The sequence below is a fragment of the Salisaeta longa DSM 21114 genome (assembly GCF_000419585.1).
Lineage (GTDB): Bacteria > Bacteroidota > Rhodothermia > Rhodothermales > Salinibacteraceae > Salisaeta > Salisaeta longa.
On record NZ_ATTH01000001.1, the window covers coordinates 826,715 to 853,137 of the forward strand.

A 26,423-nucleotide genomic window follows, 5' to 3' on the forward strand; every position below is an offset into this window, starting at 1 on the left:
GCCTCTTTTGCGCTGGGCGCTGAACGGTGCGTTACACCGGCACAGCGGCCCGGATGGCATCGATGGCGTCCTGCGCGATGCGTAGCGTAAGCCGCGCGTGGGCCCGTTCCGAGAGCATGGACGCGATGCGCCGGTGGCTCTCGGACGTATGCAAGAGCAGATCGGTCTGATCGATGAAGCTCGCGAGGTGTTCGCTGCCGTCTTCGATGGAAGCGGCAATGAGCTGGCCCTTGAACGCCGACGACTGACGGATGTGTTGCGACAGGGGCCGTACGCTGTCGCGGGTTGCGGTGACGAGGCCCAGCGTATCCGTGGAGCGCAAGCGGGCCACGCGTTCCAAAAGGTCGGCCGGTAGATGGGCGCTAAACCCCAACACGTCGGCCCGCGGCACGCGCTGCATTACATCTTGCAAGTGGGCAAACGGCGTGAACACGAAGTCGGCGGTCACCTGCTCCTCGATGTGCGACAGCGGAACGGGCCGCACCGTACGCTGCAACGCGCTCCGCAGCTGATCCGCCCAGCGCCGGTTGAGTTCGTCGTGGGGGCCCGTGCAGTACAGCTGATGTTCGAGCTGCGCATCGCCCAGCAGTTGCGACTGTTCTTGCACCAGGTAGTCGATCTCCTCGGGCGCCAACCCGAGGCCCATCAGCTGCCGGATGGTCTCCTGCATCAGGGCGGCCCCACGCTCCATACGCTCGCCTTTCGAGAGCGGGGTGCGCTCTTTCACCACATAGCCGCGCCCCTGCTGCGCCTCCACCAGGCCCTCTGCCTCAAGCGTCTGGTACGCCTTGCGCACGGTATGAAACGATACGCCGACGTCCTGGGCAAGCGCACGCGTTGAGGGGAGCGTATCGGCAATGGAGTACTGGCCGCTTGCAATGCGGTACCGCACGTGGTCGACGAGCTGGTCGTGTACCGAGGTGGGCGCCGAGCGGTCGATTGTAATCATGCAAACGCAGAAGCCAAGAACCAACAACAGGAACGACGTAACGCGAACCTCTGGTGCCACACGAAGGTTGCGGCGGTGTCCCGCAGGCTTACTTTCTCTCTCCGATGGCATTTCCATATTCGCATCGTTTGTACGCGCTCGTTGCTGCGGCGTTTGGCGGACTCGTGGCGGGTGCGCACGCCCCCGCGGCGTGGCCCGTCATGGTAGGCAGCGGACTTGCCCTCGGCGGCCTCATGGCTTACGCGTGGCACCGCGATCTCGTAGACGGCCGCGCGGTGCTCGTCCTGGCCATCGCCGCACGGCTGGCCGCGTTTACGCTCCCGCCGGTGCTGTCCGACGATATGTATCGCTACCTGTGGGACGGCCGGTTGCTGTGGGAAGGCATCAACCCGTACCGCTTCCGTCCCTCCGACCCGGCGCTCGCGGCTTTTCGGGACGGCTTCCTCTACGAACGCCTCAACTCCGCCTCCTACTTCAGCGTCTATCCGCCCCTCTCGCAACTCGTGTTTGCCGTGGGCGGCGTATGGTACGACCTCCATCCCCTCGCGGGCTACTACGCCATCAAGGCCCTCGTTGCCGGTGCCGAGATGGGCGGCCTCTTGGTCCTTCGCCGCATGGTTACTGCCCGTGCGTTCATGCTCTATGCCTGGCATCCGCTGGCCGTTTTGGAAATTGCGGGGCAGGGCCACACCGAGGGACTGGCCGTTGCGGCGCTGGTGCTCACCGTGTGGTACGCGCGCGCCCGTCGCCCCCGCCTCGCCTCCGTAGCGCTTGCAGCCGCGGCGCTTGTCAAGCTCACGCCGGTGCTGGGGGCGCCGCTGTTGGCCTGGCGGTTTGGGTGGAAGGGCGTGTGGCCGGGGCTCGGGCTCGCGGGGGCGGCCCTCGTGCCGTTTTGGGCGCCGTATGCCGCCCCGCACGTCCTGGAGTCGCTGCGGCTGTACGTGCAGCTGTTCGAGTTCAACGGCGGCCTCTACAGCGGCCTCAAGCAGGGCCTCTGGATGCTTACCGGCACGGATTGGAGCAAGGTCCTGGGGCCGCTCATGGGCGGGACGTTTGGCGTAGCGCTCATCGGCTGGTACGTATGGGATTATCACCGCCGGCCCGCGCTTGGGTGGACCCTCTACGGCATCCTGGGAACGTTTTTGGCGCTGAGCACCACCGTGCATCCGTGGTATCTGCTGTTCGTCCTGCCGCTAGCGGTTGTCGTGGGGCGCGCGCCCTGGGCGTGGACGTGGCTGGGCCTGTGCAGCCTGGGCACGTACCTGTTCTACACCACCGGCTGGTACGTGCCGTGGGTGGTGGCCGGCTGGGGCGGCTGGGTCGTTCTGTTGGTGCGTGCCCACGGTGGCGATGCCCTGCAGGCCCTCCAGCGGCGGCGGGCGGCCCGCAAAGCCGCACGTGTCGCAGCCCTTACGGATGATGAGACCCTGCGCGACGCGCGCGTCCTGGATTGTGGGGCGGCCGAGGGCTACGTCGGGCAAGCCCTGCTGCCGTACGGCCCCACTGCGGTGCAGCTCGTGGATGTCGCGGATATGAACCAGACGGCCCTGCCGCACACCGTGTACGATGGGCACACGCTGCCGTATGCCGATGATGCGTTTGACGTGACGGTGCTCTACTTTGTGCTGCATCACTGCGCGGCCCCCGAGCGGGTGCTGACCGAAGCGCTGCGCGTGAGCCGCGGGCCGGTCGTAATTGTGGAGTCAACGTACACCACCGCGTGGCAGCGGCGCTTGTTGCGTGTGCTCGACGTATGGGCCAACCGGCTGCGCGGCGGCGCTGTGATGCAGGCGCAGGAGCTGCATCTGGCGTTTCGATCGCCCGAGGGCTGGGCGTCAGCGATTCGCCGGTGCGGCGGCCGCGTGACAACGCGCGTCTCCTGGGGCCCGTGGTGGCACCATCAGGTGGGATTCGTGGTGGAGGCCGCGTCCTCTTCGCGGAGGGCAAGCACTGCTGCGGGCGTTGCCTCTTCGGCGTCTAGGGTGTGATAGTCGTCATAGCGCCGAAACCACGTGAGCTGCCGCTTGGCGTAGCGCCGCGTGTTGCGCTTCACGCGGCGTATCATCTCCTCGCGCGACATCTCGCCACGCAGGTGCTGGATGGGCTCGCGGTAGCCGATGGTGCTCAGCGGCGGTTCGTCGAGGCGCGCGCCGCGGTCCATCACCGCTTGCACCTCGTCCAAAAGCCCTGCGTCGAGCATAGCGTCCACGCGGGCATTGATGCGGTCGTACAGCGCAGGCCGCGGGCGATGGAGCACCGCCGTGACGTACCGGAACGGCGGCTCCGGCTGATTGGCGTAGTAGTACGACAGCGGCTTGCCCGTGCCGTGGTACACCTCCAGCGCGCGGATGACCCGATGCGTTTTTGTGGGATCGGCCGAGGCCGCTTGTTCGGGGTCTACGGCTTGCAGCTCTGCGTAGAGCGCTTCGGCGCCCTCGTCGGCCAGGCGCTCCTCCAGGCGCGCCCGCACGGCATCGTCGACGGACGGGATATCGGCCAATCCGTACTGAAGGGCGTGCAGGTACAGCGTCGATCCGCCAACCAGCAGCGGCTCCCGGCCGCGCGACAAAATCTCCCGGATGCGTTTATTCGCGGCCGTCGCAAAGGCACCAGCCGAGAAGTCGGCGTCCGCGGTGATTGACAGCTCGTTGATGAAGTGATGCGGCACCCGAGCGAGAACGTCGTCGCTGGGCGTAGCCGTGCCAATGTTCAGTTCCTGGTACACCTGCCGGCTGTCCACCGAGATGATTTCCGCATCGATGGCCTCGGCCACCGACAGGCTCAGGGCCGTTTTGCCGACCGCCGTAGGGCCGGTGATGGTCAGGAACGGGCCAGGGCGTGCCGGGGCATTGCTCATCCAGAAGCAGTAGGTTGTGGCGACTGATCGGGCATGGACGACGGACGAACGGACAGCCCCGGCGGTCGATCCAAGGGCGCAGCATCGCCCGACACCGACGGCCCGCCGCCTCCATCGTCAGACGAATCGTCGCCTTCGTCGTCTCCTACCGGGCGGTTTTTGTAGGCGTAGATGAACATGGCCAGACTCATGATCCCCAAAACGATGTAGTCCAGGAACGACAGCAACGTATCCATAACAAGAGGTTGCAGCTTATTTGTGGGCCGGGTAGGCGCTTGTAGCGAAAAGGTACTGCGGGGTTTCTTCGGTGCAGGATTCCCATGCACATCTGTTCACGCGATGAGCACTCAAATGGCACGTGGCGGTCCACCGAGGACAACAAAAAACGGCAGCCCTCCCAGGGAGAGCTGCCGCATCGTACAAGACCGTATGTACGGCGTGTACCTACTGCGCAGCCACAGGCTGGGCCATCTCGTCGACCACAAAACCTTCTTGCTCCGACTTGCCCTTCGCAATGGCGTAAATCAGCACGCCAAAGCCGGCCTTCGCGGCAACATCCGCGATGGTGTACCCCACTTGGATGGTAACTAGCGAGCTAGCGCCTTCAAAACCGGCAAAGGGAGCCATGTACACAATGGGATAAAAGCCCCAGGTAAAGAGCATGAGCAGGCGTGCGTTCTTCAGTAGCACCTTCACCTCGCCAGTTTGCTCATTAATCGTTGATCCCAGTTCGGTAAAGAGGACGTACAGGATGTAGATGAACGGCACGGTGCTCGCGATGCCCCAGATGACACGCGTTGCGGTGTCCGTGGCAATTTCGCCCGGATAGCCCAGCGCGATCATCGCAGCAGCAGCAATGCCCAAGCGTGCCATCATGGAACCGCTTTTGCCTTTCGGCAAACCGGAGACCATCACGAGCTCAATGACGAGAAGCGGCACGGTGAGGAGCCAGTCAACGTAGCGATATGCGTCGTTGAAAGGCTTGCCGCTATACTCGTACATCGTAGCTGCGTCGTTCAGCACGTAGGCCGCGTCCCAGCTGTTGAAGATACGGAAGTAGTGGTACCCGGCAATAAAGACCACGAGCGACGATACCATCATCGAGACGCGGTACTTCGGCGCCAGATTCTTCTGGGCCTGCACAAAGTACACAAACGCTGCGAACATCGTCGCAACGGTGAACGAGAACATATTGTACACCAGCGAAAACTGGCCTGGTGTTAAGTCTGGAAGTCCTTCGACCATAGGTTGATGCCTCCTTGAAAGATTGAACGTTCAACGTGAAAGGAGCGATAGAGCACGGGCCTACTGCCTTGCGGGACCGGTCCATGCAGCACGAGGGCCGCGTAGTCGCTAGACAGTGCGCAGCACATACGCTTGCGCAGGGGCCCGTTTCAATACGCAGTTTTCAATATAGACTGAACGCACTCGGATGCCAACACAGAACGCAACGATAAAGATACATGGTATTAACGATGGTGTAATGTTGAAATGTAGCGGGGTGTAGCGGCGATAATTCGCCCTGTGTTTGCATGGACTATGCGTTAGAGGACAGGACCCGGTGGCGTTTGGTGAGTGCCTCGGGCAGGTCGATCAAGAAGAGAAGCGTTCCTTGTACGACGAGTATATTTGTCATTAAAAAGAATGTGGCTTCTTCAATGGGTAAGACGCCCAGCAGATCGACGCCGAGCGTATACTGATCGTTGATGTACCAGATATTGAGGCCGATGGCGGTGGTATCGGCAATCCACAGGTACAGGGTGGGCAGCCCTACGGTGTAGGCAATAATCCGCCGGTGCGCCCACAGCACCGATCCGCCGTACAGCCACATACCGGCAATGACGGGGCAGGCCCATCCTAGAATGAGCCCCATGTACAGGCCGCTTGGGTCAGACCACGCGATGAGGGCCCAGCCTGCTATGGAGAGAAGACCCCACACGGCGGCTCCCACCCAGCGCGGCCCCGGGTGGTGGTCGATAGGACGCTGTGGCTGCCAGTCGGTGGTCCATCGCGCCAGCCAGTGGTACAGAAAAAGCCCGGTGAGGATGGGTTGGAGAATGAAGAAGGCATACTCTTCAACCGGGACGTAGCCGATGGTCGCCAGCACACGCTCGGGGCCGTAGCCCCACACATTGCGGTACACCAGGTAGTTGTCCCACGGCGTGGTGTAACAGAAAGCGATGAGGCAAATGGTGGGCAGGGCCCAGCGTCGGCGGCGGGCACTCACGCCGTTTAATGACGCCGGTAGGGTGAGCGCCAGGAGCGCGATCGGTGGTAGAAGAAAAACAACATGAAACTGCCAGTAGGTCATGGCGAGCCGGCCCATCAGAAACGGAGGAATCACGGACAACTAACTTACACGCCACAAGTACCGATTGCCGACTGCCGAGGGGGTGTGTTGCGATCCCTTTACGATTGAGGCCGTCGATGTGGCCTAGCTGAGCGCCTTCAGTACAACGCGGGCGGCGTTGCGGCCCGAGGCACCCATAATGCCACCGCCTGGGTGCGTGCTGGCCCCCGTTAGAAAGAGACCGGGCACGGGGCCCTTGTAATTGGCCAGACCCAGCGCGGGCCGCGCGGCAAACATCTGGTCGATGCTCATCTCCAGGTGCATCACATTGCCTCGAAACAGCCCCAGGTGCTTTTCCAGCCACTCGGGGTGTTGAAAGAGCTGCCCCACGATGGATGCTCGGGTGCCCGGCGCGTACTGCTCAAACGTGTCGATTAGGGTGTTGGCAACGCGGGGCGCAATCTCCTCCCAGGTGTCCCCGTTGGCCAGCTCGTACGGAAAATATTGCCCCCACAGCCACAAGACCTCGCCACCGGGCGGCGCGAGCGTGTCGTCGGCCGCGCTGAACGTCATGGCCACGATCGGCGGGTCGGAGGAGGGGCGCCCGCCCAGGTATTCGCCATATGCGGCGTTGATCTGCTGCAGGTCGCGGCATAAGAGCTGCAACCCGACGCGCGCTTCACGCCCGGGGGCCGCGCGGTATTCCACCGGCGTATCGAGCGCAAGCCGAAGCATCGCGCCAAAGCCGTTGCCGATGCGCAACCCATCGGCCGCCTCAGGGCGATACGCCCGGGGCAGCAAATAATCGAAGGTCTCCTTCGCGTGGGTGGCGGCGACCACCGCACGGGCTGTGGCGGTCTCATCGCCCCATCGCACGCCGGTCGCCCGCCCACGCTCGACAAGAATTTCGTCGATGGGCGTATTCGTAAATACTGCACCGCCGTGCGCCTCAATATGTTGCCGCAGCGCCTGCGTGAGCATCCCCGAACCGCCCCGTGGGCGCGCTACGCCGCCTTCATGATACAGCGGATGCCAGAGCGCAAACGGACCGGTGAGCGGTTCGGTGGGGGGCGGCCCCGACTGTGCGGCCATCCACGCGAGGGGCGCTTGCACCTTCGGCTCGCTAAAGTAGTCCTGCACCACCGTGCCGTAGGGCCGCAAGATGCGGCGCAGCGACGCGTCCCAGGCCATCGGCGTGCGGGCCCCGCCCAGGTTTTTGCCCAGGTTCAGCGGGTTGGGCGCCGACAGAAACATGTCGCGCATCGAGAGCGAGAAGTCCCGCCAGTCGTCTACAAAGCGGCGGTAGGCGTCGCCCTGTCCGGGAAAGCGTTCATTGAGATGGTCGACCGTCCGCTCCAAATCCCGGTAGATAAACAACGCATCGTCGTCGGGAAACGGCGCGAAAAACATCGGGTCGAGGTCGATGTACTCCAACCCGTAGTGCGACAGCCCCAGCTCCTCGACAATAGGCGTGAGGCGGATCAAGATGTGGGCGCTTCCGCCCAGGTCAAACCGGTAGCCGGGCACGATCTCTTTGGTAGATACCGCGCCCCCAACCACGTCGCGGCGCTCAAAAACCGCCACCCGATACCCGGCCTGCGCCAGATAGGCACTCGTGATGAGGCCGTTATGCCCCGCTCCGATCGTGATGACATCGTACGTCACGGCATGTACGGGCGTTAATTTTGCAGAGTTGCGATAACGAAACATACAACACACAGCACGTACATCGAATGAACAGATGTGGGGCTTTCGTGAAACCCCACGAACGGTTACGCGTCTGCATTAAGGAACCGTGAAGCATGTGGTTGTTCGCCTGCGTCCTTTGTGAGACGCCAACACGCGGCCCGCTAGATACCTCTAAAACAGCGCCCAGACGCTAACGTACGTCATGAGCCTGTTGCGCTTGTGATAAGCCCCCGTGCCTATGAACTGGATCTACCAACTCTTCAGCTTCTTCGCTGCCTTTGGCCCTGTCGTTCTTGGGGTGCTGTTATGGCATGTGCTGTGGAATGGCGATTCGGGATCGGACGATGACCCGCCGGGGGGCACCAACTGGTCGCCGGAGCCCGAGCCGCCTCGCTGGTCGGGCGACCGGTCGCCGCGGCACGGTCCGCCGGTGCCTTCGCCGCAATGGCCTGTTCCCAAGCGCTCGTAGCTTCTGCCTATGGACCTCATCGATATCTCGCGGCCCGCGCATCCGTCGACAGCGGCATGGCCGGGCGACCAACCCTTCAACTGGTCGTGGACGGCTCGTATGGGGGCGGGCGCCGCGGTGAACGTGGGCGCGTACACCGCAAGCACGCATCATGCCACCCACGTGGATGCGCCGCTGCACTACACGGACGGCGGGGCTGATGTGACAACGTGGCCCCTTGCGGCCTTTGTGGGGCCGGCCGAGGTGGTGAAGGTGACGGACGATCGTATTGAGCCGTCGGCCGTGGCGGAGGTGCGCGCCCCACGCGTGCTGTTTCAAACGTCCCACAGCAATCAGCCGTCAGATGTATGGCACGACGACTTTCCGGCCATTGCGCCGGCAACCATTGAGGCCCTTGCGGCGCGGGGAACCGTGCTCATTGGCACCGATGCGCCATCCGTAGATCCTGTCGATAGCAAAACGTTGCCCGCGCATCAGGCCTTGGGCACGCACCGCATTCCCAACCTTGAAAACCTGGATCTAAGCGGCGTTGCTCCGGGCCGCTATCGGCTACTGGCAATGCCGCTTTACATGCCGGGGGCCGACGCGGCTCCGGTGCGGGCGGTCCTTGCGCCACGCGAGTAAGCACCGCGCGCCGATCCAAACGATATTGCAACGGCCCCAACGCCTGTTGAAAACGGACGTACGGCTGTTGCACGAGGCTTCGCGCCTCATTCACCACGCATCCCCTATCACCCAAGCGCAATTGCTTATGGATCGTTTCAGCAGAGATCACCTTCGTCAGTTGGCCGAACATCAGGGCGCGCCCTGTGCCTCCATCTATCTTCCCAGCGTTCGGCACGAATCGGATGCGGCGCAGAATGTCATCCGGTACAAGAATCTGCTGCGCGACGTGCGCGACCAACTCCGCGCGCAGGACTATCGCGAGCCGGCTATCGACGACCTGTTGGACGAAGCGCGCCGCAAGATTGACGATACGGCGTTCTGGCGCCACATGGCCGAAGGGCTGGCGGTGTTCATTGACGCGTCCGGCACGCGCTTCTTCCGCCTTCCGCTCTCCTTTGACGAGGTGGCGGTTGTGGGATCGCGCTTCCATCTGAAGCCGCTCTTTCCCATCCTGGCGACCAACAACCGCTTTTACATCCTGGCGCTGCACAAGAGCAATGTGCGCTTGTACCAGGGCACGCATCAGGCCATTGGGCTCATTGACAGCGATGCAATTCCCGATGACATCGTGGAGGCGGTGCGCCAGTACGAGGATGCCGAGCGCGAGCTACAGCAGCACACGGCAAACCGGACGAGCCGCGGTCGACAAGACGCGGCCTTTCATGGGCACACGGCCTCCGAGGATGACAGCGCCCGTGCCCACGAGGAGCTGCGGCGCTTCTTCCAACAGATCGATGACGGCATCCAGGAGCAGATCAATGACGACTCGGTGCCGATGGTCCTGGCGGGGGTTGCGGAGTATCTGCCGGTGTACCGCGAGGTCAATTCGTACAGCGGCCTTGTCGCAGACGACATCATTGCTGGGAATCCCGAAGACATGCGCGAGGACCAGCTTCATGAGCAGGCATGGGCGATGGTTGAGCCGATCTTTCTGGAGACGCAGAAGGAGGCGCTCGATGCATTCGATCAGTATTTCCACCAGGACGGCGGTGCCTTGGCCTCCGAGGACTTCCATGAGATTGTGCCGGCGTGCGTGTACAGCCGCGTTGACACGCTGTTTGTGCCCATCGGACAGCATCGCTGGGGCCGCTTCGATGCGACCGACAACGTTGTGACCCTTCACGACGAGCGCACGGGCGACAACGAGGACCTGCTGAACTACGCGGCGGTACAGGCCTATCTAAACGGTGCGACGGTGCACGCGCTGCGGCCGGAGAACATGCCGGGCGGGCGCAGTATTGCGGCCACGTTCCGCTTTCCGGCCGACGTGTCGGCGGCCGAACGCGGCTAAGGAGCAAGCGGCTACATCCTTGCATCTGCAAACAGCGCCGGGCATGTCCTTACGGGCATGCCCGGTTGTTTTTTGAGGCGCTGCGCTGCTGTCAGGGCTACGTTTCATCGCGCAGGCGGATGCCCTCGGTGCCAAAAAGCCGCTGTGCCTCGCGCATGAAGGTGGCATTCGGGTCAATCATAAACGCGTGGCTGCGTAGCCGCTCGGGGGTGTCGAGCTCGTTGCTTGTAATGTTGAAGTAGAGCGCGCAGTGGCCGTCGTCGTGGTCGGCGCAGAGGGTACGAAACGCCTCTACGTCGGGCCGCGTGAGCGTGTTGAGGTCGAGGTCAATTTCGATGGCGCGCACGCGCTCCTCGCGCACCTTCCACATGGGCGTCACGTCGCGCACAATGACCGACACGGCCCCGCCGCGCAGCTCGACTTTGCCCTTTACAAGCACCACCTTGTCGACCTCCAGGTACGCCTGGATCTTGTCGAGCACCGAGGCGAAACACACCAGCTCGCCCTGCCCGGTAAAGTCCTCAAGCGTGGCAAAGGCAATGGGTTTGCCCTTCTTCGTCGTGGCCCGCTTCACTTCCGTAAGGATGCCGCAAAACGTACGCACAGGCCCGCCCCGTCCGCGGCCGCGGCTGTCGCCGCCCATCGCTTCCATCAGGCGCTCAAGCGACTCGGTATCGCCCAACTGGGCATTGGCAAACGCCTCGGCCTCGGCCTTGTACTCATCAAGCGGGTGCCCCGACACGTAAAATCCAAGCACGTCGTGCTCCTTTTTGAGCTTTTCGCTCTTGGGCCAGGGCTCGGTGCGGGGCAGGCTGGGCTCCATGGCCCCCGAGCCGATGGTGCCGTCGCCAAATAGCGAATTCTGGCCCGCGGCGCGGTCGGCCTGCACCTTTTGCCCGTAGCGCACGGCGGCGTCCACGGCGTCGGTGAGCTGTGCGCGGTGCCCCTCCAGGTCGTCGAGGGCACCGGCGAGGCCAAGGGCTTCCAGCGTGCGCTTGTTGACCGTGCGCAGGTCCAGCTCCCGGGTGACGTCCCAAAGTGTTTCGAAGGGGCCGTGCTCGCGGCGGGTGTCCACCAACGCCTCAATGGCGCCCTCGCCAGCGCCCTTCACGGCGGCGAGGCCAAAGCGGATGTTGCCTTCGTCTACCGTAAAGTCGACATTGCTCCGGTTCACCGACGGCGGGAGCACGTCGAGGCCCATGGTGCGGGCTTCCTCCAGCACCACGCTCAGCTTGTCGTTGTTATCCATGTCGTTCGTCATGGCCGCAGCCATGAACTCCGGCGGATAGTGCGCCTTAAGGTATGCTGTTTGATAAGCAACGATAGAGTACGCCGCTGCATGACTGTTGTGGACAATGATGTCATTGGCCACGAAGTTATGGGTGTCCTCGACTGTCAAGTCATATACTTCTTCCACCGGCCCTTCTTCAATTGAAGCAACTTCGTCCCAATAGATGTCCGAAGCTGCCCATTGGTCGAGGGTGTCATCCTGCGTTGCCGCAGCAAGCGCCGAGATTGTGGACCGCGCGTACCCCTTTTTCCGGCTATCTCGATTCAAGAGACGAGGAGACATCCCGTGATCACGCATGAAGCCTTTCATCGACAGCCCCTGTTCTGCCGATGCACTTCGGACTGCTTTTCGGACGATCGGAAGCACGCTTGTTGGAATAACATCTTGCGTCATGCGCCCACTGCCAATGCATGTGGACTGCATTTCTGTGAGATCGCGCTTACGCTTCCCAACGAGATGGGGCCCAATTTTTTTTGCAAATGACGCTATGGCTGTGCTAGACACCCGCACTACATATCCAGGCTTCTCTCCCCCTCTGTATTTAAAACGTTTCTCGTATATTGTACTCGGTAGGGACAACCGAAGCAGAAGGTGATGAACATCATGCGCTAGCTGCTCTGAAGAAGTGGCGTAAAAAATCTGCCCTCCTTTCGCGTCAATCCCTCCGTCGCCCGTCCAGAGGCGCCCAAGAAAAAGCTCGATTTGGCTCGTAGGAAGCTGAAAGATTGCTTCCGGTACAAACTTTGTCGTCGCACGCTCATTCCGCAGCCCCAGCGTGTCGATGAACGCAACGGCTCCATTCGGCTTAGATAAGTCTTTTCGCCTTGCATAAATGGACATCGCCGACTTTGATCGGTCAATGGTTGCCGTGCTATTGGGAAAACGGCAAAGGTGCGTACAATAGTCTTCGAGCTCTTCCTCTGACTTAGTGTAAACGTAGAAACTACTTGGATGGCAGAGGTTACCCTCGCTAATAGCGTACGCCAAGACAACAATTTCGTGCGCGTTCATGGCGTTCGAGGAGCTATAAGGCACTCCTCGGGGGATTGCCACACGCTCTCCAACCTCCAGGTCTCCAAGGTGCACCCAACCTTCGGGCGTGTATACCGGATGGTTCGCCGTCGCACGGATGCGGCGCCCGGTGCGCGTTTTTAAGGTGTATGTTTGCGCCGTTCCACTGGAGAAGGCATCCACCACGCGTCGCTCGACCAGTTGCTGTGTGGACTCATCCAAAGAGGCAACAGTTACGTCGGTCTCGCGGCCCTCCACAATGTCGATTACCGGAATGCGCCGCCCGGTGCTCGTATCAACCACGGTAGTGTCTCCGGTCACACACTTGTTGAAGCCATACCCGGCAAACTTCGCCATCAGCTCCCATACCTCCTCGATGGTGTCGTCGTCGACCCCTTGCGCGCGGGCGCCCTCGACAAACTCGCCCTTCATTCTGTTGACAACTTTCTGCTTCTTCTTGCCCATTCCACGCCGCAGAATATCGGCTTTGCCAAGAGAGAAGCCGCCCATCACCTGGGCCATCTGCATCACCTGCTCCTGATAGACGGGGATGCCGTACGTCGGCTTTAGGATTTCTTCCAGCATGGGGTGCGGATACTTCACCGGCGCGCGCCCGTGCTTTCGGTCGATGTAGTCGGGGATGTTCTCCATCGGGCCGGGCCGATAGAGCGAGTTCATGGCGATCAGGTCGTTGATCTCCGTCGGCTTCAGCTTGCGCAGCCACTCGCGCATGCCCGTGGACTCGAACTGAAAGATGGAAACCGTCTCGCCCCGCTGAAACAGCTCGTAGGTTGCTTCATCATCCAGCGGAATGTCTTCCAGATCGATGGAGACGCCGTGGTTTTCTTCGATGAGCCGCAGCGCGTCGTTGATGACGGTGAGCGTCTTGAGGCCCAGGAAGTCCATCTTCAGCAGGCCAAATTCTTCCACCCAGTCGCCGTCGTACTGCGTGGTGATGACCTTTTCGCCCTTGGATTTGGAGACCGACACGGGCACGTATTCGCTTACGTCGCCGGGCGCAATGATGACGCCGGCGGCATGCACCCCCGTGTGGCGCACCGAGCCTTCGAGCACCTCGGCGTAGCGCATGGTCTTGCGCACCTGCGGGTCGTTGGCTTCCTTGAGCGCGCGGAACTCCGGGTTTTCGTTGAACGCCTGCTCCAAATCGACGCCCACGCCGTCTGGCACCATCTTGGCAATCCGGTCGGCCTCATCGAGCGGTACGTCGAGCACGCGGGCCACGTCGCGCAGCGCGGTTTTGGCGCCCATCGTGCCAAAGGTGATGATCTGGCAGACGTTCTCGCGCCCGTACTTGTCGACCACGTAGTCAATGACCTTGCTCCGCCCGCGGTCGTCGAAGTCAATGTCGATGTCGGGCATCGAGACGCGCTCCGGGTTGAGGAAGCGCTCAAAGAGCAAGTCGTATTCCAGCGGGTCCACGTTTGTGATGCCCAGGCAATAGCTCACGCAGCTGCCGGCTGCCGATCCGCGGCCGGGGCCCACGCGTACGTCAAGCGTGCGCGCCGCTTCCGTAAAGTCCTGCACAATCAGGAAATAGCCCGAGTAGCCCATCTCCTGAATGATGCCCAGCTCGTGGTTCAGGCGGTCGACCACGCGCTGCGACAGGTCTTCGCCGTAGCGCTCCTTCGCCCGCTCGAAGGTGAGGTGGCGCAGGTAATCGTCCATGCCCGAAAAGCCCTCGGGGATGGGGTAGTGCGGCATGAGCAGGTCGCCCATCGGCAACTCGAAGTCGCACGTATCGGCCACGCGCCGGGTGTTAACGAGCGCCTCCTGCTGAAAGCGCGCCGGGAGACCGGTGAGCGCCGTAGTCATCTCCTCGGCGTTCTTCAGGTAGAACTTGTCGTTCTCGAAGCGCATCCGGTTCGGATCGTTGTAATCCTTGCCGGTTTGCAGGCACAGCAGAATATCTTGCGCGTCGGCGTCGTCCTGCTCAACGTAGTGGACGTCGTTGGTGGCAATGGCCGGCACGTCGTATTCCTTGGCCCAGCGGCTCAGAACCTCGTTGCAGGTGTGCTGCTCGTCGATGCCGTGATCCTGAAACTCGATGTAGTAATCGTCGCCGAAGACGTCGAGGTACCACTCAAAAATCTCGCGGGCTGCGGCTTCGCCCTTGTGCAAAATGGTTTGCAAAACCTCGCCCTGGAGGCAGCAGGTGGTGGCCACCAAGCCTTCGCTGTGTGCAGCAATGAGGTCGTGGTCGAGGCGCGGCTTGTAGTAAAAACCCTCGGTAAAGGACTTCGAGGAGAGCTTCATCAGGTTCTTGTAGCCCGTTTCGTTCTTGGCCAAGAGCACCTGGTGGTAGCGCGTGCGGTCGGTGGTGTCGTCGATGCCGCTGGGCGTCACGTAGAACTCGCACCCGATGATGGGCTGCACGTCGTGCTTGCGGGCGGTCGTGTAGAACTCGGGCACCCCGTACAGATTGCCGTGATCGGTGATGGCCACCGCGGGGATGTCTTCCCGTTTGGCTTGCTTCACCAACGCGTCGATGCTGGCCGCGCCGTCGAGGAGGGAATATTGCGTGTGGCAGTGCAGATGACAGAAGTCGCCCATAGGGACCGGTGCGCGCGAAGAGAAAGAGACCCATAATGCGTTTCCCAACTAACAACAGCGAGCCGTCGGGTGCAATGGGCGGCGGCGCGGCACACGCAATTTTCTACGTGCTTTATTACTGTTATTGTTATTTCTTTTGTAACGTTTGCAGCTTGCAGTCCACCAAGCGTCCTGCTTGTACAGCGCCTTATTTACCTTTGTCTTACAACCTATGCGAACATTCCACGCCTTCTCCTGCGCGTTGCTCATAGTAGGAGCGGGCTGCTCATCGCCCGACACCGACCCAGAAAAAGCGCATTCAGGCGAGCAACAGCGCGTGGAACGCACCACCCAGCGTCTTGAGCAATCATCCGGCGGGCGATTGGTGTTGGATGCCATAGAAGCGCACGGTGGATTGGCGGCTTGGTACCGCGCCCCTACGAGCTCCTACCGCTGGACGTATGCGAATAAGGGTGCCAACCTGCAGTTCACATCGTTCATGATGGTGAATAACCAAACGCGCACCGCATACCACGAGCTCACCGCGCTCGGACCCTATGGCAATCCACAGCCTATTGATGCGCGTTTTGCCTGGAATGGTACACGCGCATGGATATATGCCGACACGCTTCAGCAGCCTAATCCGCACTTTTGGGCCCTTACCGGCTTTTATTTTGAGCAGATTCCCTTTGTACTGGCCGATCCGGGGCTGACGTACACGCGGTTGCCGGATGATACACTTGATGGAGTTCCGTACGACATGGTGAAGGTCGGCTTTACGCCAGGCGTGGGGGATTCGCCCGGCGACACTTACACGCTGTACGTGCATCCCGAGACGAGGCGTGTGGACGCAATCCGCTATACGGTGAGTTATGGTCGCGGCGCGCAGCCCGGGGATCTTCCACAAACGCTGTTCTACTACGAGGACTACATCACGGTCGACGGCCTGACGGTGCCCACGCATTTTCGCGGGTATACTTTTCAGAACGGTGCGCGTGGCGCACCTAAGAACGAAGCCTGGGCCGACAGCATCTCGTTTCGACGGCCGTTTGATCCCTCGAAGCTAGAGGCACCGGCCGGCGCCCGCTTTGTTGAGCCGCCTGCTTAACGAGCACCACGGGGCGCTACTCGATTGCGTTTGACGGGGGAGGGGTGCGCGCATACACGTCAAACACCGTGCGGCCGTCGGGCAGTACGGCAGCCACAACGGCTTCTTCCGTCGGTGTATACGTGGTGGTGAGGCGATGAAGGTGCTGAAAGGCGCCAGTCTGCGCTGCGTCGTCGTCGGTAAACGTGAGGTAGCGCAGCGGGCGCTGTTGTGCGGCATCAGACGGCGCCTCCTCTGCTCGCAGATCGAAAACGACGGCGCCACGCCCCTTCCGCTGATACTGCTTCCACGCCTGACGCGCAATCGTCGCCCAGTGGGCGTCTATGAGTTGTTCGAGCAAAGCGCCGGGGGCTACATCGTCCATAGCACAACAGGTCCTACAGGTTATTTGTCGTCGGCCGGCCGATCGGAGGCGCGTCGCCGGTGGCGCTGCGCAAAGAGGTCCTCGCCGTTCGCAACGCGGGTGCTGGCATGCCACAGCAGCGCACTGCCCGCGCCCGTGGCCCCGACCACGAACACCAGGGCGGGAATCCACAGCGGGGCCTCGTAGCCAAACTGACTCGCCTGGATCTCGGGATGGGCCCACGCTTGCCGCGCCAGCCAACCGCCGATGACGAGTCCCATGAGCACAAAGACGACCGCACCGCCTTTCAGCACGTAGGCCGCGCGGGGCGTTTCGTTGGAATTAGGCATGCTGGGCGAAGGTCTCGGTCCATTCGGGGGTTGCGGGACGCACGGCGACACCGGCCGCGCGAAGGTGCTCCTTGGCCTCCTCAACGGTAAACTCCTGGAAGTGAAAGATGGAGGCGGCAAGCACGGCGCTGGCTCCGCCGTCTTCCAGGCCCTCTTGCAGGTGCTGCAGCGAACCCGCACCGCCGGAGGCAATGACCGGAATGCGCACGCGCTCGGTGATGGCCCGAAGCAACGCGGTGTCGTATCCGCTTTTGGTGCCGTCACGATCCATGGAGGTGATCAAGAGCTCGCCGGCCCCGCGGGTTTCGGCTTCTTTGGCCCACGCAATAGCATCGCGGCCCGTGGCTTTGCGGCCGCCGTGGACGAACACTTCCCACCGCAGCGGGTCGTCGCTTACGCGCTTTGCATCAATGGCGACCACGATGCACTGTGCGCCAAAGGCCTCCGCGCCGCGGGTAATCAGGGTAGGGTCGTGGACGGCCGCCGAGTTGATGGCGACCTTGTCGGCGCCCGCGTGCAACATGGCGCGCATATCGTCTACGGTCCGTAGCCCGCCGCCCACCGTAAGCGGAATGAACACCTGATCGGCCGTCCGCCGCACCACATCGTGCATGATGTCGCGCTCCTCGTGCGTGGCCGTGATGTCCAAAAACACCAACTCGTCGGCGCCCGCGTGGTCGTACGTGCGGGCCTGCTCCACCGGGTCGCCTGCGTCACGCAGCTCGACAAAGTTGATGCCCTTCACCACGCGGCCGTTGTCGACGTCGAGGCACGGAATGATGCGTTTTGCTAACATGGCAGTTGCGTAAAATGAAAAGAGAAGCTTGGGAGACGGGGGTCAGCAGGGCTTCAAGGCATCGTCGCGCAGCGGTGCCGTCGAAAACGTATCGAGGTCTACCGCGTCTTTGTCGTTCCAGCTCCAGAATTGCTGGCATGGAAAGCGGTTCTCGTACAGGGCCGTTCCGGTAATGACCGAATCGACGCCGTACGGCGTAAGCGTTTGGATCGCCAGCAGGTCTTTGTACGCGCCCACGCCGCCCGATGCCGTGATGCGCATGTCGGTGAGGTGCTTGCCCATGACGCGGTACGCGTCGATATTGGGCCCTTCCAGCGTTCCGTCGCGGCTGATGTCGGTGTACACGATGCGGCGTACCCCGCGGCGTTCCATGTCGAGGGCCAGATCGACGGCGTCGACGCCCGATCCTTCCGTCCAGCCTTGCACGCGCGCTTCGCCGTCGCGCGCGTCGATGCCCACCACAATGCGGCGGCAGCCAAAGCGTGCTACGGCCTCTTCCACCATGTCCGGATCTCGAACGGCGGCCGTGCCAATGATGACGCGGTAGACGCCCATCTCCAGCGCGGCCTCGATATCATCCAGCGACCGGATGCCGCCGCCAAGCTGCACCGGAATGTCCAGCGCATCGCACATCTTGCGAATGACGGCGCGGTTGTCTGCGCGATCCTCCGATCCGCCGCGCGCCGCGTCGAGATCCACAATGTGCAAGGTGCGCGCGTTTTGCACCCGCCACAGCTTGGCCATCTTCACGGGATCGTCGAAGTAAACGGTTTCCTGTTCGTAGGATCCCTGGTGCAGGCGAACACAGCGTCCGCCCCGCAGGTCGATGGCGGGAATTACGAGAGTCGTCATGGAGGGTGGGGGCGTGGATCCGTCAGGACGTGCTGATCATGGGTCATTGGAAACCGCAGCATCCGCGGAAGTTCTGCTCCGCAGGCCGGTGCCCGGCGGTCGGTATTCGACGGGGAGGAGTTCGGCGATGCGCTCGAAGGCAAAATAGCCGTAGACGGTGGCGCCGTAGGGTTCGACGATGTCGCCAAAGCGGTCGACGTGCACGCGGTCTTCGTTCAGGACGATGTGCGAGGTTTGGACGGAGCGCGCGCCGCGGGTGTGCCAAAGCCCGGCCCAGTCGAGATAGGCGTCGCTCTCGGCTTCGCGCCGGTACACCACCTTCAGCCGCCCGCTGAAGTCAAGCGCATAGGTCGAGTCGCCCAGCGGGGTGAGGAGCGTCGTGGGATCTACCGGAACGTAGCGCGGCCGGCGGTGACGCGGGGTGACGCCCGCCCGCGGTGCCCACTCCAATACGAACCCTTCTTCACGGCTTGTACCGGCCATGAGGCTGCGCATCAGGTGGCGCACGGAGCCGTAGTACGCCCGCCGGCGCGCCGCCCGCCAGCGCCGCGCCTCTGCCGGAGAAGCTGGCGTGAGCGGATAGAACGTGGGCGCGCCGTCCCAGCGCACCACATCGCCGCTGCGCTCAAACGCCTTCAGCGCATACACCAACCGGTAGCCCAGGGCCCGGTTCTCAATTACGAGGGGCCCGCTGGCCGCTACCCGAAACCGCCCCCACCATCGCGTATCGAAGGTGAGGGCTTCGGGGTTGACCAGGTAGCAGCGCTCCGCGTAATGCGAGGTGCCAAGGAACAGCCGCTGGAACGTCCCCAGATGATCCCACCAGTCGTCATCGCGGGCCGCGCGCACTTCCACCGGTGCCATAGGAATGACCGTGCGTTGCAGCCGAAACGTAAACTGATACGTCGTGTCGCGGGTCTGCAGCAAAAAGGCGCGTTCCTGGGGCTTATAACCAACCATCGAAGCCATCAGCCGGATGGCCCGCGGTTTTTTGATGACGATCGTAAAGCGCCCCTTAGCGTCGGTGGCGGTGCCTTCCAGCGAGCGGCCCAAAAAGACGTGCGCGTCCTGCAGCGGTGCGCCAGTGCCCGCATCCAGCACGCGCCCGGTGAGGACGGTAGGCTGGGCCTGTGCCGTCATGCCCAGCACGGCCCATGTCCATAGCATCCATCCGATCCATCGCCCCAGTGGTTTCCCCATGACGGCCTCCACGCCTTCCTGCATTCACCCACCCTTAACATAGGATGCGCTTGCAGCAAATGCAATAGCCGACGCGCGAAGCGTTCTGAATCCGCAACGGTCGCACGCTTCACGGGGAGGCCGCTACGACGCCTCTTGGATGGCCGTGACGGTGCGCGGATCTTCGAGGCTTGAGGTGTCGCCGAGGTCTTCGCCGAGGTACGCAGCGCGGATCAGGCGGCGCATCACCTTGGCGTTGCGGGTTTTGGGAAGGGCGTCGGTAAACAAGAGGGCGCCGGGTTTGAGGGGTTTGCCCAGTTCGTCGATGACGGCCTGCTCCAGTTCCTCGCGCAGCGCCTCAGAGGCCTCATGGCCGGGTTTGAGGACCACGAACACCACCACTTCCTGTCCTTTCACCTCGTGCGGCACGCCTACGGCTGCGCTTTCCGCTACGGCATCGTGCGCATTCACAAGCGCCTCGACCTCTGCCGGGCCCAGCCGCTTGCCGGCTACGTTGATGGTGTCGTCGGAACGGCCCAGGATGTACCAGAGGCCGTCCGCATCGATGGCCGCGAAGTCTCCATGCACCCACGTGTCGTCGAAGCGCCGCCAGTAACTGTCGAGGTAGCGCTCGTCGTCTTGCCAAAAGCTGCGCGTCATGCCAATCCAGGGTTTGCGGATCACCAGCTCGCCGACTTCCTCGCGCACCGGCTGGCCCTCGGCATTCACCACGTCGGCATCCATGCCGGGCACCGGCCCCGAGAAGGCGCCGGGCTTCAGCGGCTTGAAAAAGTTGCCACACAAAATGCCGCCGCTGATTTCCGTGCCGCCGGAGTAGTTCAGGATCGGCTTTTCACCGTTCAGCACGTGCTGAAAGCACCACTGCCATGCCTCGGGGTCCCACGGACTGCCGGTAGAGCCTACCGCGCGCAGGCCCGACAGGTCGTGGCCCGCGAGGGGCTCCGTACCGTGCGTTTTGAGGGCGCGGATGAGCGTAGGCGACACGCCCAGGTGCGTTACGTCATGATCTTCCACCAGCCGCCAGAGGCGGTCGGGGCCGGGGTGATCCGGCGCGCCGTCGTACAGCACCATCGTAGCGCCAATGGTGAGGGTGCCAAAGACGAGCCACGGCCCCATCATCCAGCCCATGTCGCTCATCCAGTACATCGTCTCGCCCGGCTTCAGGTCCATGCTGTGGTACATGTCCTGCGCGCCTTTGATGGGAAACCCACAGTGCGTATGCACAGCGCCTTTCGGCGCGCCGGTGGTGCCGCTCGTGTAGATGATCATGAGGGGGGCGTCGGCGCCGGTGCGCGCCGTCTCGGCCGGACCCGCGTGCCCGGCCATGAAGTCGTCCCACCAAACATCGCGGCCTGCGGTCATGGGCGTGTCGCTACGACCCAGGTGCCGGTGCACAATCACGTGCTCCACGCTGGGGCACTCGGCAAGCGCCTCGTCGGCCACTTCCTTCAGGTGGATGGGCTTCGAGCGGCGCGCAAAGCCATCGGCCGTAAACAGCGCCTTGGCGCCGCCGCCCTTCAGCCGGGTGATGACGGCGCCGGGGCCGTAGCCGCTAAAGAGCGGCAGCAGCACGCCGCCAATCTTGACGATGGCCAGGAAGGCGATGACGATTTCGGGCGTCATGGGCATAAACAGCCCGATGCGATCGCCCGCGCCCAGCCCCTGCGCGCGCAGCGCGTTGGCGCACTGGCACACGCGGTCGTGCAGCTCGCCGTAGGTGAGCGTCACCGTCGCTCCGTCTTCTCCTTCCCACCGCAGCGCTTCCCGGTGCTCCACCGGCGTACCTTGCCACTTGTCCAGCAAGTTGTGCACGATGTTCATCTCGCCGCCCACGCACCACCGCGGGTGTTGCGGCCCACGGGTGTTGTCCAGTATCTGTTCGTAGTCGGTGTAAAACTCGATGCCAAGGTCGTCCAGCACCGATGCCCAAAACCAGGCCACATCGTCGGTAGAGCGCGCCATTAAGGCATCGTACGTGTCGATGCCGTGCCGATCCATGAAGCGTTGGAGGTTGGTGTCGGCGATGACCTCCGGGGCGGGCGTCCAGGCAATGGCTTGACCAAACGGAAAGCTGTCGTGGCTGGAAGCGGTTTCAGACATAAGGCAAACAAGCAGATGGATGGTGTGTGAGAATGCGAAAAGGCGCACCGCGTGCGCTACGCCTGCTGGGTGAGAGCCGCGCGGATGCGCGCTTCGGGATCGGGGTGCGTATCGGGCGTGAACGCCTGACCGGTGAGCGCTTCGTACAGTTCGATGTAGCGCTCGGCGACCGTCACGCGGAAGTCGTCGGGCAGGTCGGGGAGCGTCTGCCCGGCTTTGCCCTGAAACCCGTGATTCATCAGCCATTCGCGCACAAACTCTTTTGAGAGCTGGCGCTGCGGGGCATCGGCAGCGAGGCGTTCGTCGTAGGTGTCGGCGTAGTAGTAGCGCGAGGAGTCGGGCGTGTGCACTTCGTCGATGACGACCAGCGTGCCATCGGGCGTGCGGCCAAACTCGTACTTCGTGTCAACGAGGAGCAGCCCCTGCGCTTCGGCCATGGCCGAGCCACTGGCAAAGAGCGCAAGCGCATACGATTCCAGCTGGTCAAACGTCTCGGCATCAATGAGGCCCCGCGCGATGGCCGCCTCCCGCGAAATGTCCTCGTCATGGCCCTCGGCCGCTTTGGTGGCGGGGGTCAGGACGGGCTCGGGGAGCTTGCTGGCCTCTTGCAGGCCGTCGGGCAGCGATTGGCCACAAAGCGTGCGCCCGCCGTCGCGGTACACGCGCCAGGCATGCCCGGCCAGGTAGCCGCGCACCACAAACTCAATGGGGATAGGCGTGCAGGCCGTGGCGACGGTCACGTTCGGATCGGGCACCGAGCGGACGTGGTTGGGCACGAGGTCTTCGGTGGCCGCGAAGAAGTGCGCGGCGATCTGGTTCAGCACCTGGCCCTTGAAGGGAATCGTTTGCCGCAGTACATGGTCGAACGCAGAGATCCGATCGGTCGTCACCAAAACGAGCTCGTCGTCGCGGCGATAGGTGTCGCGCACCTTGCCTTCGTAGCGCTCGCCGAGGGCGTCGAGGCGGGTGGAGCGTATCGTGCGGTCCAGTTGCTGGCGAATCAGCGCGGTGTCCATCGGGTGGGTCGTTGGTGGAAGGGGCACAAACGGCGCGAGCGGCGTGAGGGCGGCGGATCTATGGATGCGGGCGCGTCGACTTCCGCGCCCGCAGCTCGGGCGCAATCAGCTTCGAGATGATGTCGGGGCCCTTGTTGGCGGTGCGCTCCAAGAGGATAGACGTTGCTTCTTCGCCCACGTCGTGCATGTTCTGGGCAATGCTCGTAAGGCCGATGAAGCGGCTCATCTTGATGTCGTCGTAGCCCACGAGCGAAAAGTCATCGGGCACTTCCTTGCCGGCCTCCCGGATGGCCTGCCACGCGCCAATGGCCTGCACGTCGCTGCTGGCAAAAATGCCCGTCACGGGCTCGTCCATGGCCAGCAGTTGCTGCATCGCCTCGTAGCCCGCTTCTTCGCTGAACCCGTCATGCTTCCGCGTCTTGCCGCTTGCAATAAGCGACGGATCGAAGGTGATGCCGGCAGCCTCCAACGCTTGGCGGTAGCCGCGTTCGCGCGCGTTGCGCAGCCGGTTTTCGTGCGGCGTGGTGATCATGCCGATGCGGGTGTGACCCAGCTCAATCAGATGCTCCACGGCCAGGCGCGCGCCGGGCTCGTCGTCCCAGTAGAACGAGTCGAAGCCGTCCCACCGCGAGCCAACCAGCACCGTTGGCGCCCCCAGCGGATTCAGGAAGTTGTCTACGACCTCCTGGTTCGCCTTGAGGCCCGCGAGCAACAGGCCGTCCATGGCGCCGGCGCGGTCGAGAAAGTTGCCCAGGGATGTTTTGGGCGCGGCCCACGCCAGGTCGCACAAGAGCAGATCAATTTCCGAGTTGCCAAGTGCCGCCCGCACCCCCTTCAGCAGCTCGTTGTGGAACGGCGTCGTAAACGTGGGCACGGCCACCGCGATGGTGTTCGCCACGCTCTGCGCGAGCGTTTTGGCCGTACGGCTCGGCCGAAAGTTGAGCTCCTCGATAACCCGCCGCACGCGCTCACGCGTGGCCTCGGATACGTCGCTCGAATCGTTGACCACGCGCGATACCGTCGATATGGCGACGCCGGCACGCTCGGCAACGTCGTAGATCGTGGCTTTTTCAGAGTCCCGCTTCTGGGATGGCATAGAAGGATCAACGCTTGGAAGGTAAGAGAACGCAGCGCACTTAGGGGTTTACGGCTGGCGCGGCGTGTTGCTGCAACGCAGAAAAAAGATAATGCATACGTTGGTCATTGTCACATTGCTGCGCGGCCCGGAGCGCTTCGGTGATTTGTCCCTTGGCTTTTTGGAGCGCCTCCAGCCAGTCGCCGTCTGCTACGTAGTGGCTCAGCAGGCTGGCAAGCAGTCCGCTTGCGGCGCCGTGCAGCGTGTCGATACCGTCGAGGTACGGTGCCTCAAAGACCGCAAACTCGTCGCCATCATAGAACAGATCCACCGCGTAGTTGGGCGCGTCGCCATCGTCCTCAAAATAGTGCGTGGGGAGTTTGCCGCAGCGCAGGAGCACCCGCGGTGCGCCTTCCTTGGCAATGCGCTGGGCCGCCACCTGGGCATCATCGAGGCTCGGAATCTTCATGCCGGCCAGCAGCTCGGCGTCGGTCCGGCCAATGGATACGACGTCGGCCGCGCCAATGTGGGCGCCGATGGCGTCAATGCCGCGCTGGTCGATGATATCTTCACCGCTCGGTCCGCTGAGCGTCACGTCAAACACCAGCGGACCGGCGAGGTGGGCCTCAAGCATTTCAAAGACGGCCTCCACCGCGTGCGCATCGCCCAAAATGCCAACCTTGGCGGCCGTGGGCGTGCGCACCTGAAAGGCGTGTTCGATTTGCGCATGCACGGTGTCGCTGGGTACATGCAGCACATCCGTGACAACCCCGTCGCTGGCCACGATGTGACTGGTGCACACGGTCGCTGCGTCGCCGCCGAGTGCTTGCACGGCCAGACGGTCGGCCATGAGGCCCCGCGACAGCGTGGGGTAATGGGCATTGACGAGCAGAGGGTAAAACATGGACGCTAATGATGGGGGCGGAGGACACAAAAAGATAGCGCTCCAACAGAGTGAAACGCCTTACTCTAAAGAGACATCCGTGGTAGAGTTCACGGGCGTGCAGGCTCTTCGTAGCATTTGTAACATTGTCCGTTGCCCCTGAACACGCCGCCTTGGTGCTCATTGCTTCATGCGCGCAAATTTTATACTGAACGGCCGTTTCCTTTGTGCGTTCAGGTCTCTCCACAAGATAAAACCCGATTGCATTTGTTATGAGCGTGACGCACACCGTCCGGCGTCTCACCCACACCCGCATCCCCACCGTTGATGGAACGTTTGCCCTTTCCCTGTACGAGAACAGCCGCGATGATAAAGACCACCTAGCCCTCGTGCATGGCGATGTGCGCGGCGCCGATGATGTGCTGGTGCGGGTGCATTCGGAATGTTTTACGGGCGACGTGCTGGGGTCGCTGCGCTGCGACTGCGGCGAACAACTCAACCGCTCCATGCAAATGATTGCGGAGGCCGGGCGCGGCGTGCTGCTGTATTTGCGGCAGGAAGGCCGTGGCATTGGGCTGCTCAGCAAGCTGCGGGCCTACGACCTGCAGGATGAAGGATACGACACGGTAGAAGCCAACCTGATGCTGGGGCACGGGGCCGACGAGCGCGACTACACGATCGGTGCCCTGATGCTTGAAGACCTTGGCGTTGCATCGGTGCGGCTGCTGACCAACAACCCCGAAAAGATTGAGAGCCTGGAGCGCCACGGCGTAACCGTCACCGAGCGCGTGCCCCTTACGCCGCACCTCAACGAACACAACACCGACTACCTCCAAACCAAAGCCAACCGCATGCGGCACATGCTCGACCTGGGGCCGATGCCGCGCGGGCGCCACGCAAACCGCGCGGGCGCTGGATCTGCTTCCCTGCGCGAGCGCGCCCGCGCTTATTTTAAACGCAACGGTCTGCCGTTCGTAACCCTCACCTACGCGCAAGCCCTCGACGGGTCGATTGCCGCAAGCACCGAGGAACCGCTTGCCATCAGCGGGGCGGCGGCACTCACCATGACGCACGAGCTGCGCGCGCTGCACGATGCGATTCTTGTAGGCATCGGCACGGTGCTCACCGACGACCCGCAGCTTACCGTGCGCCGTACTGAGGGCCCCAACCCGCGGCCCGTCATCCTCGATACGTCGTTGCGCACGCCCCTCGATGCACAACTGTTGCAGGGCGACGGCCCCGCGCCGCTCATTGCCACCGACCGCTCGGCCGATCCGGCGCGCGCCGAAGCCCTCGAAGATGCCGGTGCTACCGTCCTCCGCCTCGACTGCGACGCGCAGGGCGTATGCCTCGATGCGCTCCTCGATGCCCTGGCTGACGAAGGATTGCAAAGCCTGATGGTGGAAGGCGGCCGCGAGATTATCACCAGCTTCCTTTCGCAGCAGCACGTCAATCACCTCGTCCTCACCATCGCGCCCCGCTTTGTGGGCGGCGTGCCGGCCGTGGCACCGCTCGATGTCTCGGGCGATGGCTACGCGGCGGCCACGCAACGGCTGCCCGCTCTGGAAAACATCCACTATCAATGGTACGGCACCGACCTCGTACTGCATGGGGATCCGACGTGGGAGGCGTAGGCC

General features: G+C 62.8%; 22 protein-coding genes. 6 read left to right on the plus strand and 16 right to left on the minus strand.

Annotated features, from left to right (window positions below; translation table 11 throughout):
- Positions 1–31: 31 nt before the first annotated feature.
- Positions 32–949 (minus strand): GntR family transcriptional regulator, encoded by a 918-nt coding sequence (locus SALLO_RS0103515; RefSeq protein ID WP_040605715.1) that lies wholly within the window; start codon positions 947–949, stop codon positions 32–34.
- 104 nt (positions 950–1,053) lie between these two features.
- Between SALLO_RS0103515 and SALLO_RS14955 the strand changes: the two genes are divergently transcribed.
- A complete protein-coding gene (locus SALLO_RS14955) occupies positions 1,054–2,937 on the plus strand; it encodes a methyltransferase domain-containing protein (RefSeq protein WP_084696134.1) in 1,884 nt (627 codons plus the stop codon).
- Here the strand turns inward: SALLO_RS14955 and miaA are convergent.
- The 5 genes from miaA to SALLO_RS0103545 all read right to left on the minus strand — a co-directional run bounded on the left by miaA (position 2,850) and on the right by SALLO_RS0103545 (position 7,806).
- Complete coding sequence (gene miaA, locus SALLO_RS14960; protein WP_022834937.1) at positions 2,850–3,806, minus strand: tRNA (adenosine(37)-N6)-dimethylallyltransferase MiaA; 957 nt, start codon at positions 3,804–3,806, stop codon at positions 2,850–2,852. The genes SALLO_RS14955 and miaA overlap by 88 nt on opposite strands.
- Positions 3,803–4,042 (minus strand): hypothetical protein, encoded by a 240-nt coding sequence (locus SALLO_RS0103530; RefSeq protein WP_022834938.1) that lies wholly within the window; start codon positions 4,040–4,042, stop codon positions 3,803–3,805. Before SALLO_RS0103530 ends, miaA begins: the two co-directional genes overlap by 4 nt.
- 208 nt (positions 4,043–4,250) lie before the next feature.
- Positions 4,251–5,051: a bacteriorhodopsin-like gene (locus tag SALLO_RS0103535; protein WP_022834939.1), complete on the minus strand. Its 801-nt coding sequence runs from the start codon at positions 5,049–5,051 to the stop codon at positions 4,251–4,253.
- A 292-nt stretch (positions 5,052–5,343) separates the two neighbouring features.
- Positions 5,344–6,150: a lycopene cyclase domain-containing protein gene (locus SALLO_RS0103540; protein WP_228702767.1), complete on the minus strand. Its 807-nt coding sequence runs from the start codon at positions 6,148–6,150 to the stop codon at positions 5,344–5,346.
- Between the two features lie 90 nt (positions 6,151–6,240).
- Positions 6,241–7,806, minus strand: a complete 1,566-nt coding sequence (locus tag SALLO_RS0103545; protein ID WP_022834941.1) for a phytoene desaturase family protein — start codon at positions 7,804–7,806, stop codon at positions 6,241–6,243.
- A 217-nt stretch (positions 7,807–8,023) separates the two neighbouring features.
- Between SALLO_RS0103545 and SALLO_RS0103550 the strand changes: the two genes are divergently transcribed.
- From SALLO_RS0103550 to SALLO_RS0103560, 3 genes are all read left to right on the plus strand, one after another.
- The gene (locus SALLO_RS0103550) at positions 8,024–8,254 is read left to right on the plus strand and encodes a hypothetical protein (protein WP_022834942.1); all 231 of its coding nucleotides are present in this window, start codon (positions 8,024–8,026) and stop codon (positions 8,252–8,254) included.
- A gap of 9 nt (positions 8,255–8,263) precedes the next feature.
- Entirely contained in the window at positions 8,264–8,878 is a 615-nt protein-coding gene (locus SALLO_RS0103555; protein ID WP_022834943.1) for a cyclase family protein, read from the plus strand.
- Positions 8,879–9,005: 127 nt separating this feature from the next.
- Positions 9,006–10,211 carry a baeRF7 domain-containing protein gene (locus tag SALLO_RS0103560; protein WP_028566862.1) on the plus strand — a complete coding sequence of 402 codons (1,206 nt, stop codon included), beginning with the start codon at positions 9,006–9,008 and terminating at the stop codon, positions 10,209–10,211.
- Positions 10,212–10,308: 97 nt separating this feature from the next.
- Here SALLO_RS0103560 and dnaE read toward each other — a convergent pair whose 3' ends face one another.
- Positions 10,309–15,084 (minus strand): DNA polymerase III subunit alpha, encoded by a 4,776-nt coding sequence (dnaE, locus tag SALLO_RS17610; protein ID WP_022834945.1) that lies wholly within the window; start codon positions 15,082–15,084, stop codon positions 10,309–10,311.
- Between the two features lie 175 nt (positions 15,085–15,259).
- Here dnaE and SALLO_RS14970 point away from each other — a divergent pair, with 175 nt between their 5' ends.
- On the plus strand, positions 15,260–16,171 hold the full coding sequence (locus tag SALLO_RS14970) for a hypothetical protein (protein ID WP_157621187.1): 912 nt from the start codon (positions 15,260–15,262) through the stop codon (positions 16,169–16,171).
- A gap of 16 nt (positions 16,172–16,187) precedes the next feature.
- On the opposite strand, the gene SALLO_RS0103575 is transcribed toward SALLO_RS14970, so the two are convergent.
- The 9 genes from SALLO_RS0103575 to thiD form a co-directional block, all read right to left on the minus strand.
- Positions 16,188–16,535, minus strand: coding sequence for a hypothetical protein (locus SALLO_RS0103575; RefSeq protein ID WP_022834947.1), 348 nt, complete (start codon positions 16,533–16,535; stop codon positions 16,188–16,190).
- A 20-nt stretch (positions 16,536–16,555) separates the two neighbouring features.
- Positions 16,556–16,864 (minus strand): hypothetical protein, encoded by a 309-nt coding sequence (locus SALLO_RS0103580; protein ID WP_022834948.1) that lies wholly within the window; start codon positions 16,862–16,864, stop codon positions 16,556–16,558.
- Complete coding sequence (gene hisF / locus SALLO_RS0103585; protein ID WP_022834949.1) at positions 16,857–17,660, minus strand: imidazole glycerol phosphate synthase subunit HisF; 804 nt, start codon at positions 17,658–17,660, stop codon at positions 16,857–16,859. Before hisF ends, SALLO_RS0103580 begins: the two co-directional genes overlap by 8 nt.
- 42 nt (positions 17,661–17,702) lie before the next feature.
- Entirely contained in the window at positions 17,703–18,512 is an 810-nt protein-coding gene (gene hisA, locus SALLO_RS0103590) for a 1-(5-phosphoribosyl)-5-[(5-phosphoribosylamino)methylideneamino]imidazole-4-carboxamide isomerase (protein ID WP_022834950.1), read from the minus strand.
- 36 nt (positions 18,513–18,548) lie between these two features.
- Positions 18,549–19,712 (minus strand): carboxypeptidase-like regulatory domain-containing protein, encoded by a 1,164-nt coding sequence (locus SALLO_RS14975; RefSeq protein WP_169577876.1) that lies wholly within the window; start codon positions 19,710–19,712, stop codon positions 18,549–18,551.
- 123 nt (positions 19,713–19,835) lie between these two features.
- A complete protein-coding gene (locus tag SALLO_RS0103600; protein ID WP_022834952.1) occupies positions 19,836–21,812 on the minus strand; it encodes an AMP-binding protein in 1,977 nt (658 codons plus the stop codon).
- A gap of 56 nt (positions 21,813–21,868) precedes the next feature.
- Positions 21,869–22,828: a phosphoribosylaminoimidazolesuccinocarboxamide synthase gene (locus SALLO_RS0103605; protein ID WP_022834953.1), complete on the minus strand. Its 960-nt coding sequence runs from the start codon at positions 22,826–22,828 to the stop codon at positions 21,869–21,871.
- A gap of 58 nt (positions 22,829–22,886) precedes the next feature.
- Positions 22,887–23,924: a LacI family DNA-binding transcriptional regulator gene (locus SALLO_RS0103610; RefSeq protein ID WP_022834954.1), complete on the minus strand. Its 1,038-nt coding sequence runs from the start codon at positions 23,922–23,924 to the stop codon at positions 22,887–22,889.
- Positions 23,925–23,964: 40 nt separating this feature from the next.
- Complete coding sequence (thiD, locus tag SALLO_RS14980) at positions 23,965–24,807, minus strand: bifunctional hydroxymethylpyrimidine kinase/phosphomethylpyrimidine kinase (protein ID WP_022834955.1); 843 nt, start codon at positions 24,805–24,807, stop codon at positions 23,965–23,967.
- 251 nt (positions 24,808–25,058) lie between these two features.
- Here thiD and ribA point away from each other — a divergent pair, with 251 nt between their 5' ends.
- A complete protein-coding gene (ribA, locus tag SALLO_RS18815; RefSeq protein WP_022834956.1) occupies positions 25,059–26,420 on the plus strand; it encodes a GTP cyclohydrolase II in 1,362 nt (453 codons plus the stop codon).
- The last annotated feature ends 3 nt before the right edge of the window (positions 26,421–26,423 follow it).

Excerpts from the sequence above, each read along its gene's own strand:
- SALLO_RS0103580 (WP_022834948.1), bottom strand. The coding sequence starts at position 16,864 with ATGCCTAATTCCAACGAAACGCCCCGCGCGGCCTACGTGCTGAAAGGC.
- SALLO_RS0103535 (WP_022834939.1), bottom strand. The coding sequence starts at position 5,051 with ATGGTCGAAGGACTTCCAGACTTAACACCAGGCCAGTTTTCGCTGGTG.
- dnaE (WP_022834945.1), bottom strand. The coding sequence starts at position 15,084 with ATGGGCGACTTCTGTCATCTGCACTGCCACACGCAATATTCCCTCCTC.
- SALLO_RS0103550 (WP_022834942.1), top strand. The coding sequence starts at position 8,024 with ATGAACTGGATCTACCAACTCTTCAGCTTCTTCGCTGCCTTTGGCCCT.
- hisA (WP_022834950.1), bottom strand. The coding sequence starts at position 18,512 with ATGACGACTCTCGTAATTCCCGCCATCGACCTGCGGGGCGGACGCTGT.
- SALLO_RS0103605 (WP_022834953.1), bottom strand. The coding sequence starts at position 22,828 with ATGGACACCGCGCTGATTCGCCAGCAACTGGACCGCACGATACGCTCC.
- thiD (WP_022834955.1), bottom strand. The coding sequence starts at position 24,807 with ATGTTTTACCCTCTGCTCGTCAATGCCCATTACCCCACGCTGTCGCGG.
- SALLO_RS0103575 (WP_022834947.1), bottom strand. The coding sequence starts at position 16,535 with ATGGACGATGTAGCCCCCGGCGCTTTGCTCGAACAACTCATAGACGCC.
- SALLO_RS0103560 (WP_028566862.1), top strand. The coding sequence starts at position 9,006 with ATGGATCGTTTCAGCAGAGATCACCTTCGTCAGTTGGCCGAACATCAG.
- SALLO_RS0103545 (WP_022834941.1), bottom strand. The coding sequence starts at position 7,806 with ATGTTTCGTTATCGCAACTCTGCAAAATTAACGCCCGTACATGCCGTG.
- SALLO_RS0103600 (WP_022834952.1), bottom strand. The coding sequence starts at position 21,812 with ATGTCTGAAACCGCTTCCAGCCACGACAGCTTTCCGTTTGGTCAAGCC.
- SALLO_RS0103610 (WP_022834954.1), bottom strand. The coding sequence starts at position 23,924 with ATGCCATCCCAGAAGCGGGACTCTGAAAAAGCCACGATCTACGACGTT.
- SALLO_RS14955 (WP_084696134.1), top strand. The coding sequence starts at position 1,054 with ATGGCATTTCCATATTCGCATCGTTTGTACGCGCTCGTTGCTGCGGCG.
- SALLO_RS0103515 (WP_040605715.1), bottom strand. The coding sequence starts at position 949 with ATGATTACAATCGACCGCTCGGCGCCCACCTCGGTACACGACCAGCTC.
- miaA (WP_022834937.1), bottom strand. The coding sequence starts at position 3,806 with ATGAGCAATGCCCCGGCACGCCCTGGCCCGTTCCTGACCATCACCGGC.
- SALLO_RS14975 (WP_169577876.1), bottom strand. The coding sequence starts at position 19,712 with ATGGGGAAACCACTGGGGCGATGGATCGGATGGATGCTATGGACATGG.
- ribA (WP_022834956.1), top strand. The coding sequence starts at position 25,059 with ATGAGCGTGACGCACACCGTCCGGCGTCTCACCCACACCCGCATCCCC.
- hisF (WP_022834949.1), bottom strand. The coding sequence starts at position 17,660 with ATGTTAGCAAAACGCATCATTCCGTGCCTCGACGTCGACAACGGCCGC.
- SALLO_RS0103530 (WP_022834938.1), bottom strand. The coding sequence starts at position 4,042 with ATGGATACGTTGCTGTCGTTCCTGGACTACATCGTTTTGGGGATCATG.
- SALLO_RS0103555 (WP_022834943.1), top strand. The coding sequence starts at position 8,264 with ATGGACCTCATCGATATCTCGCGGCCCGCGCATCCGTCGACAGCGGCA.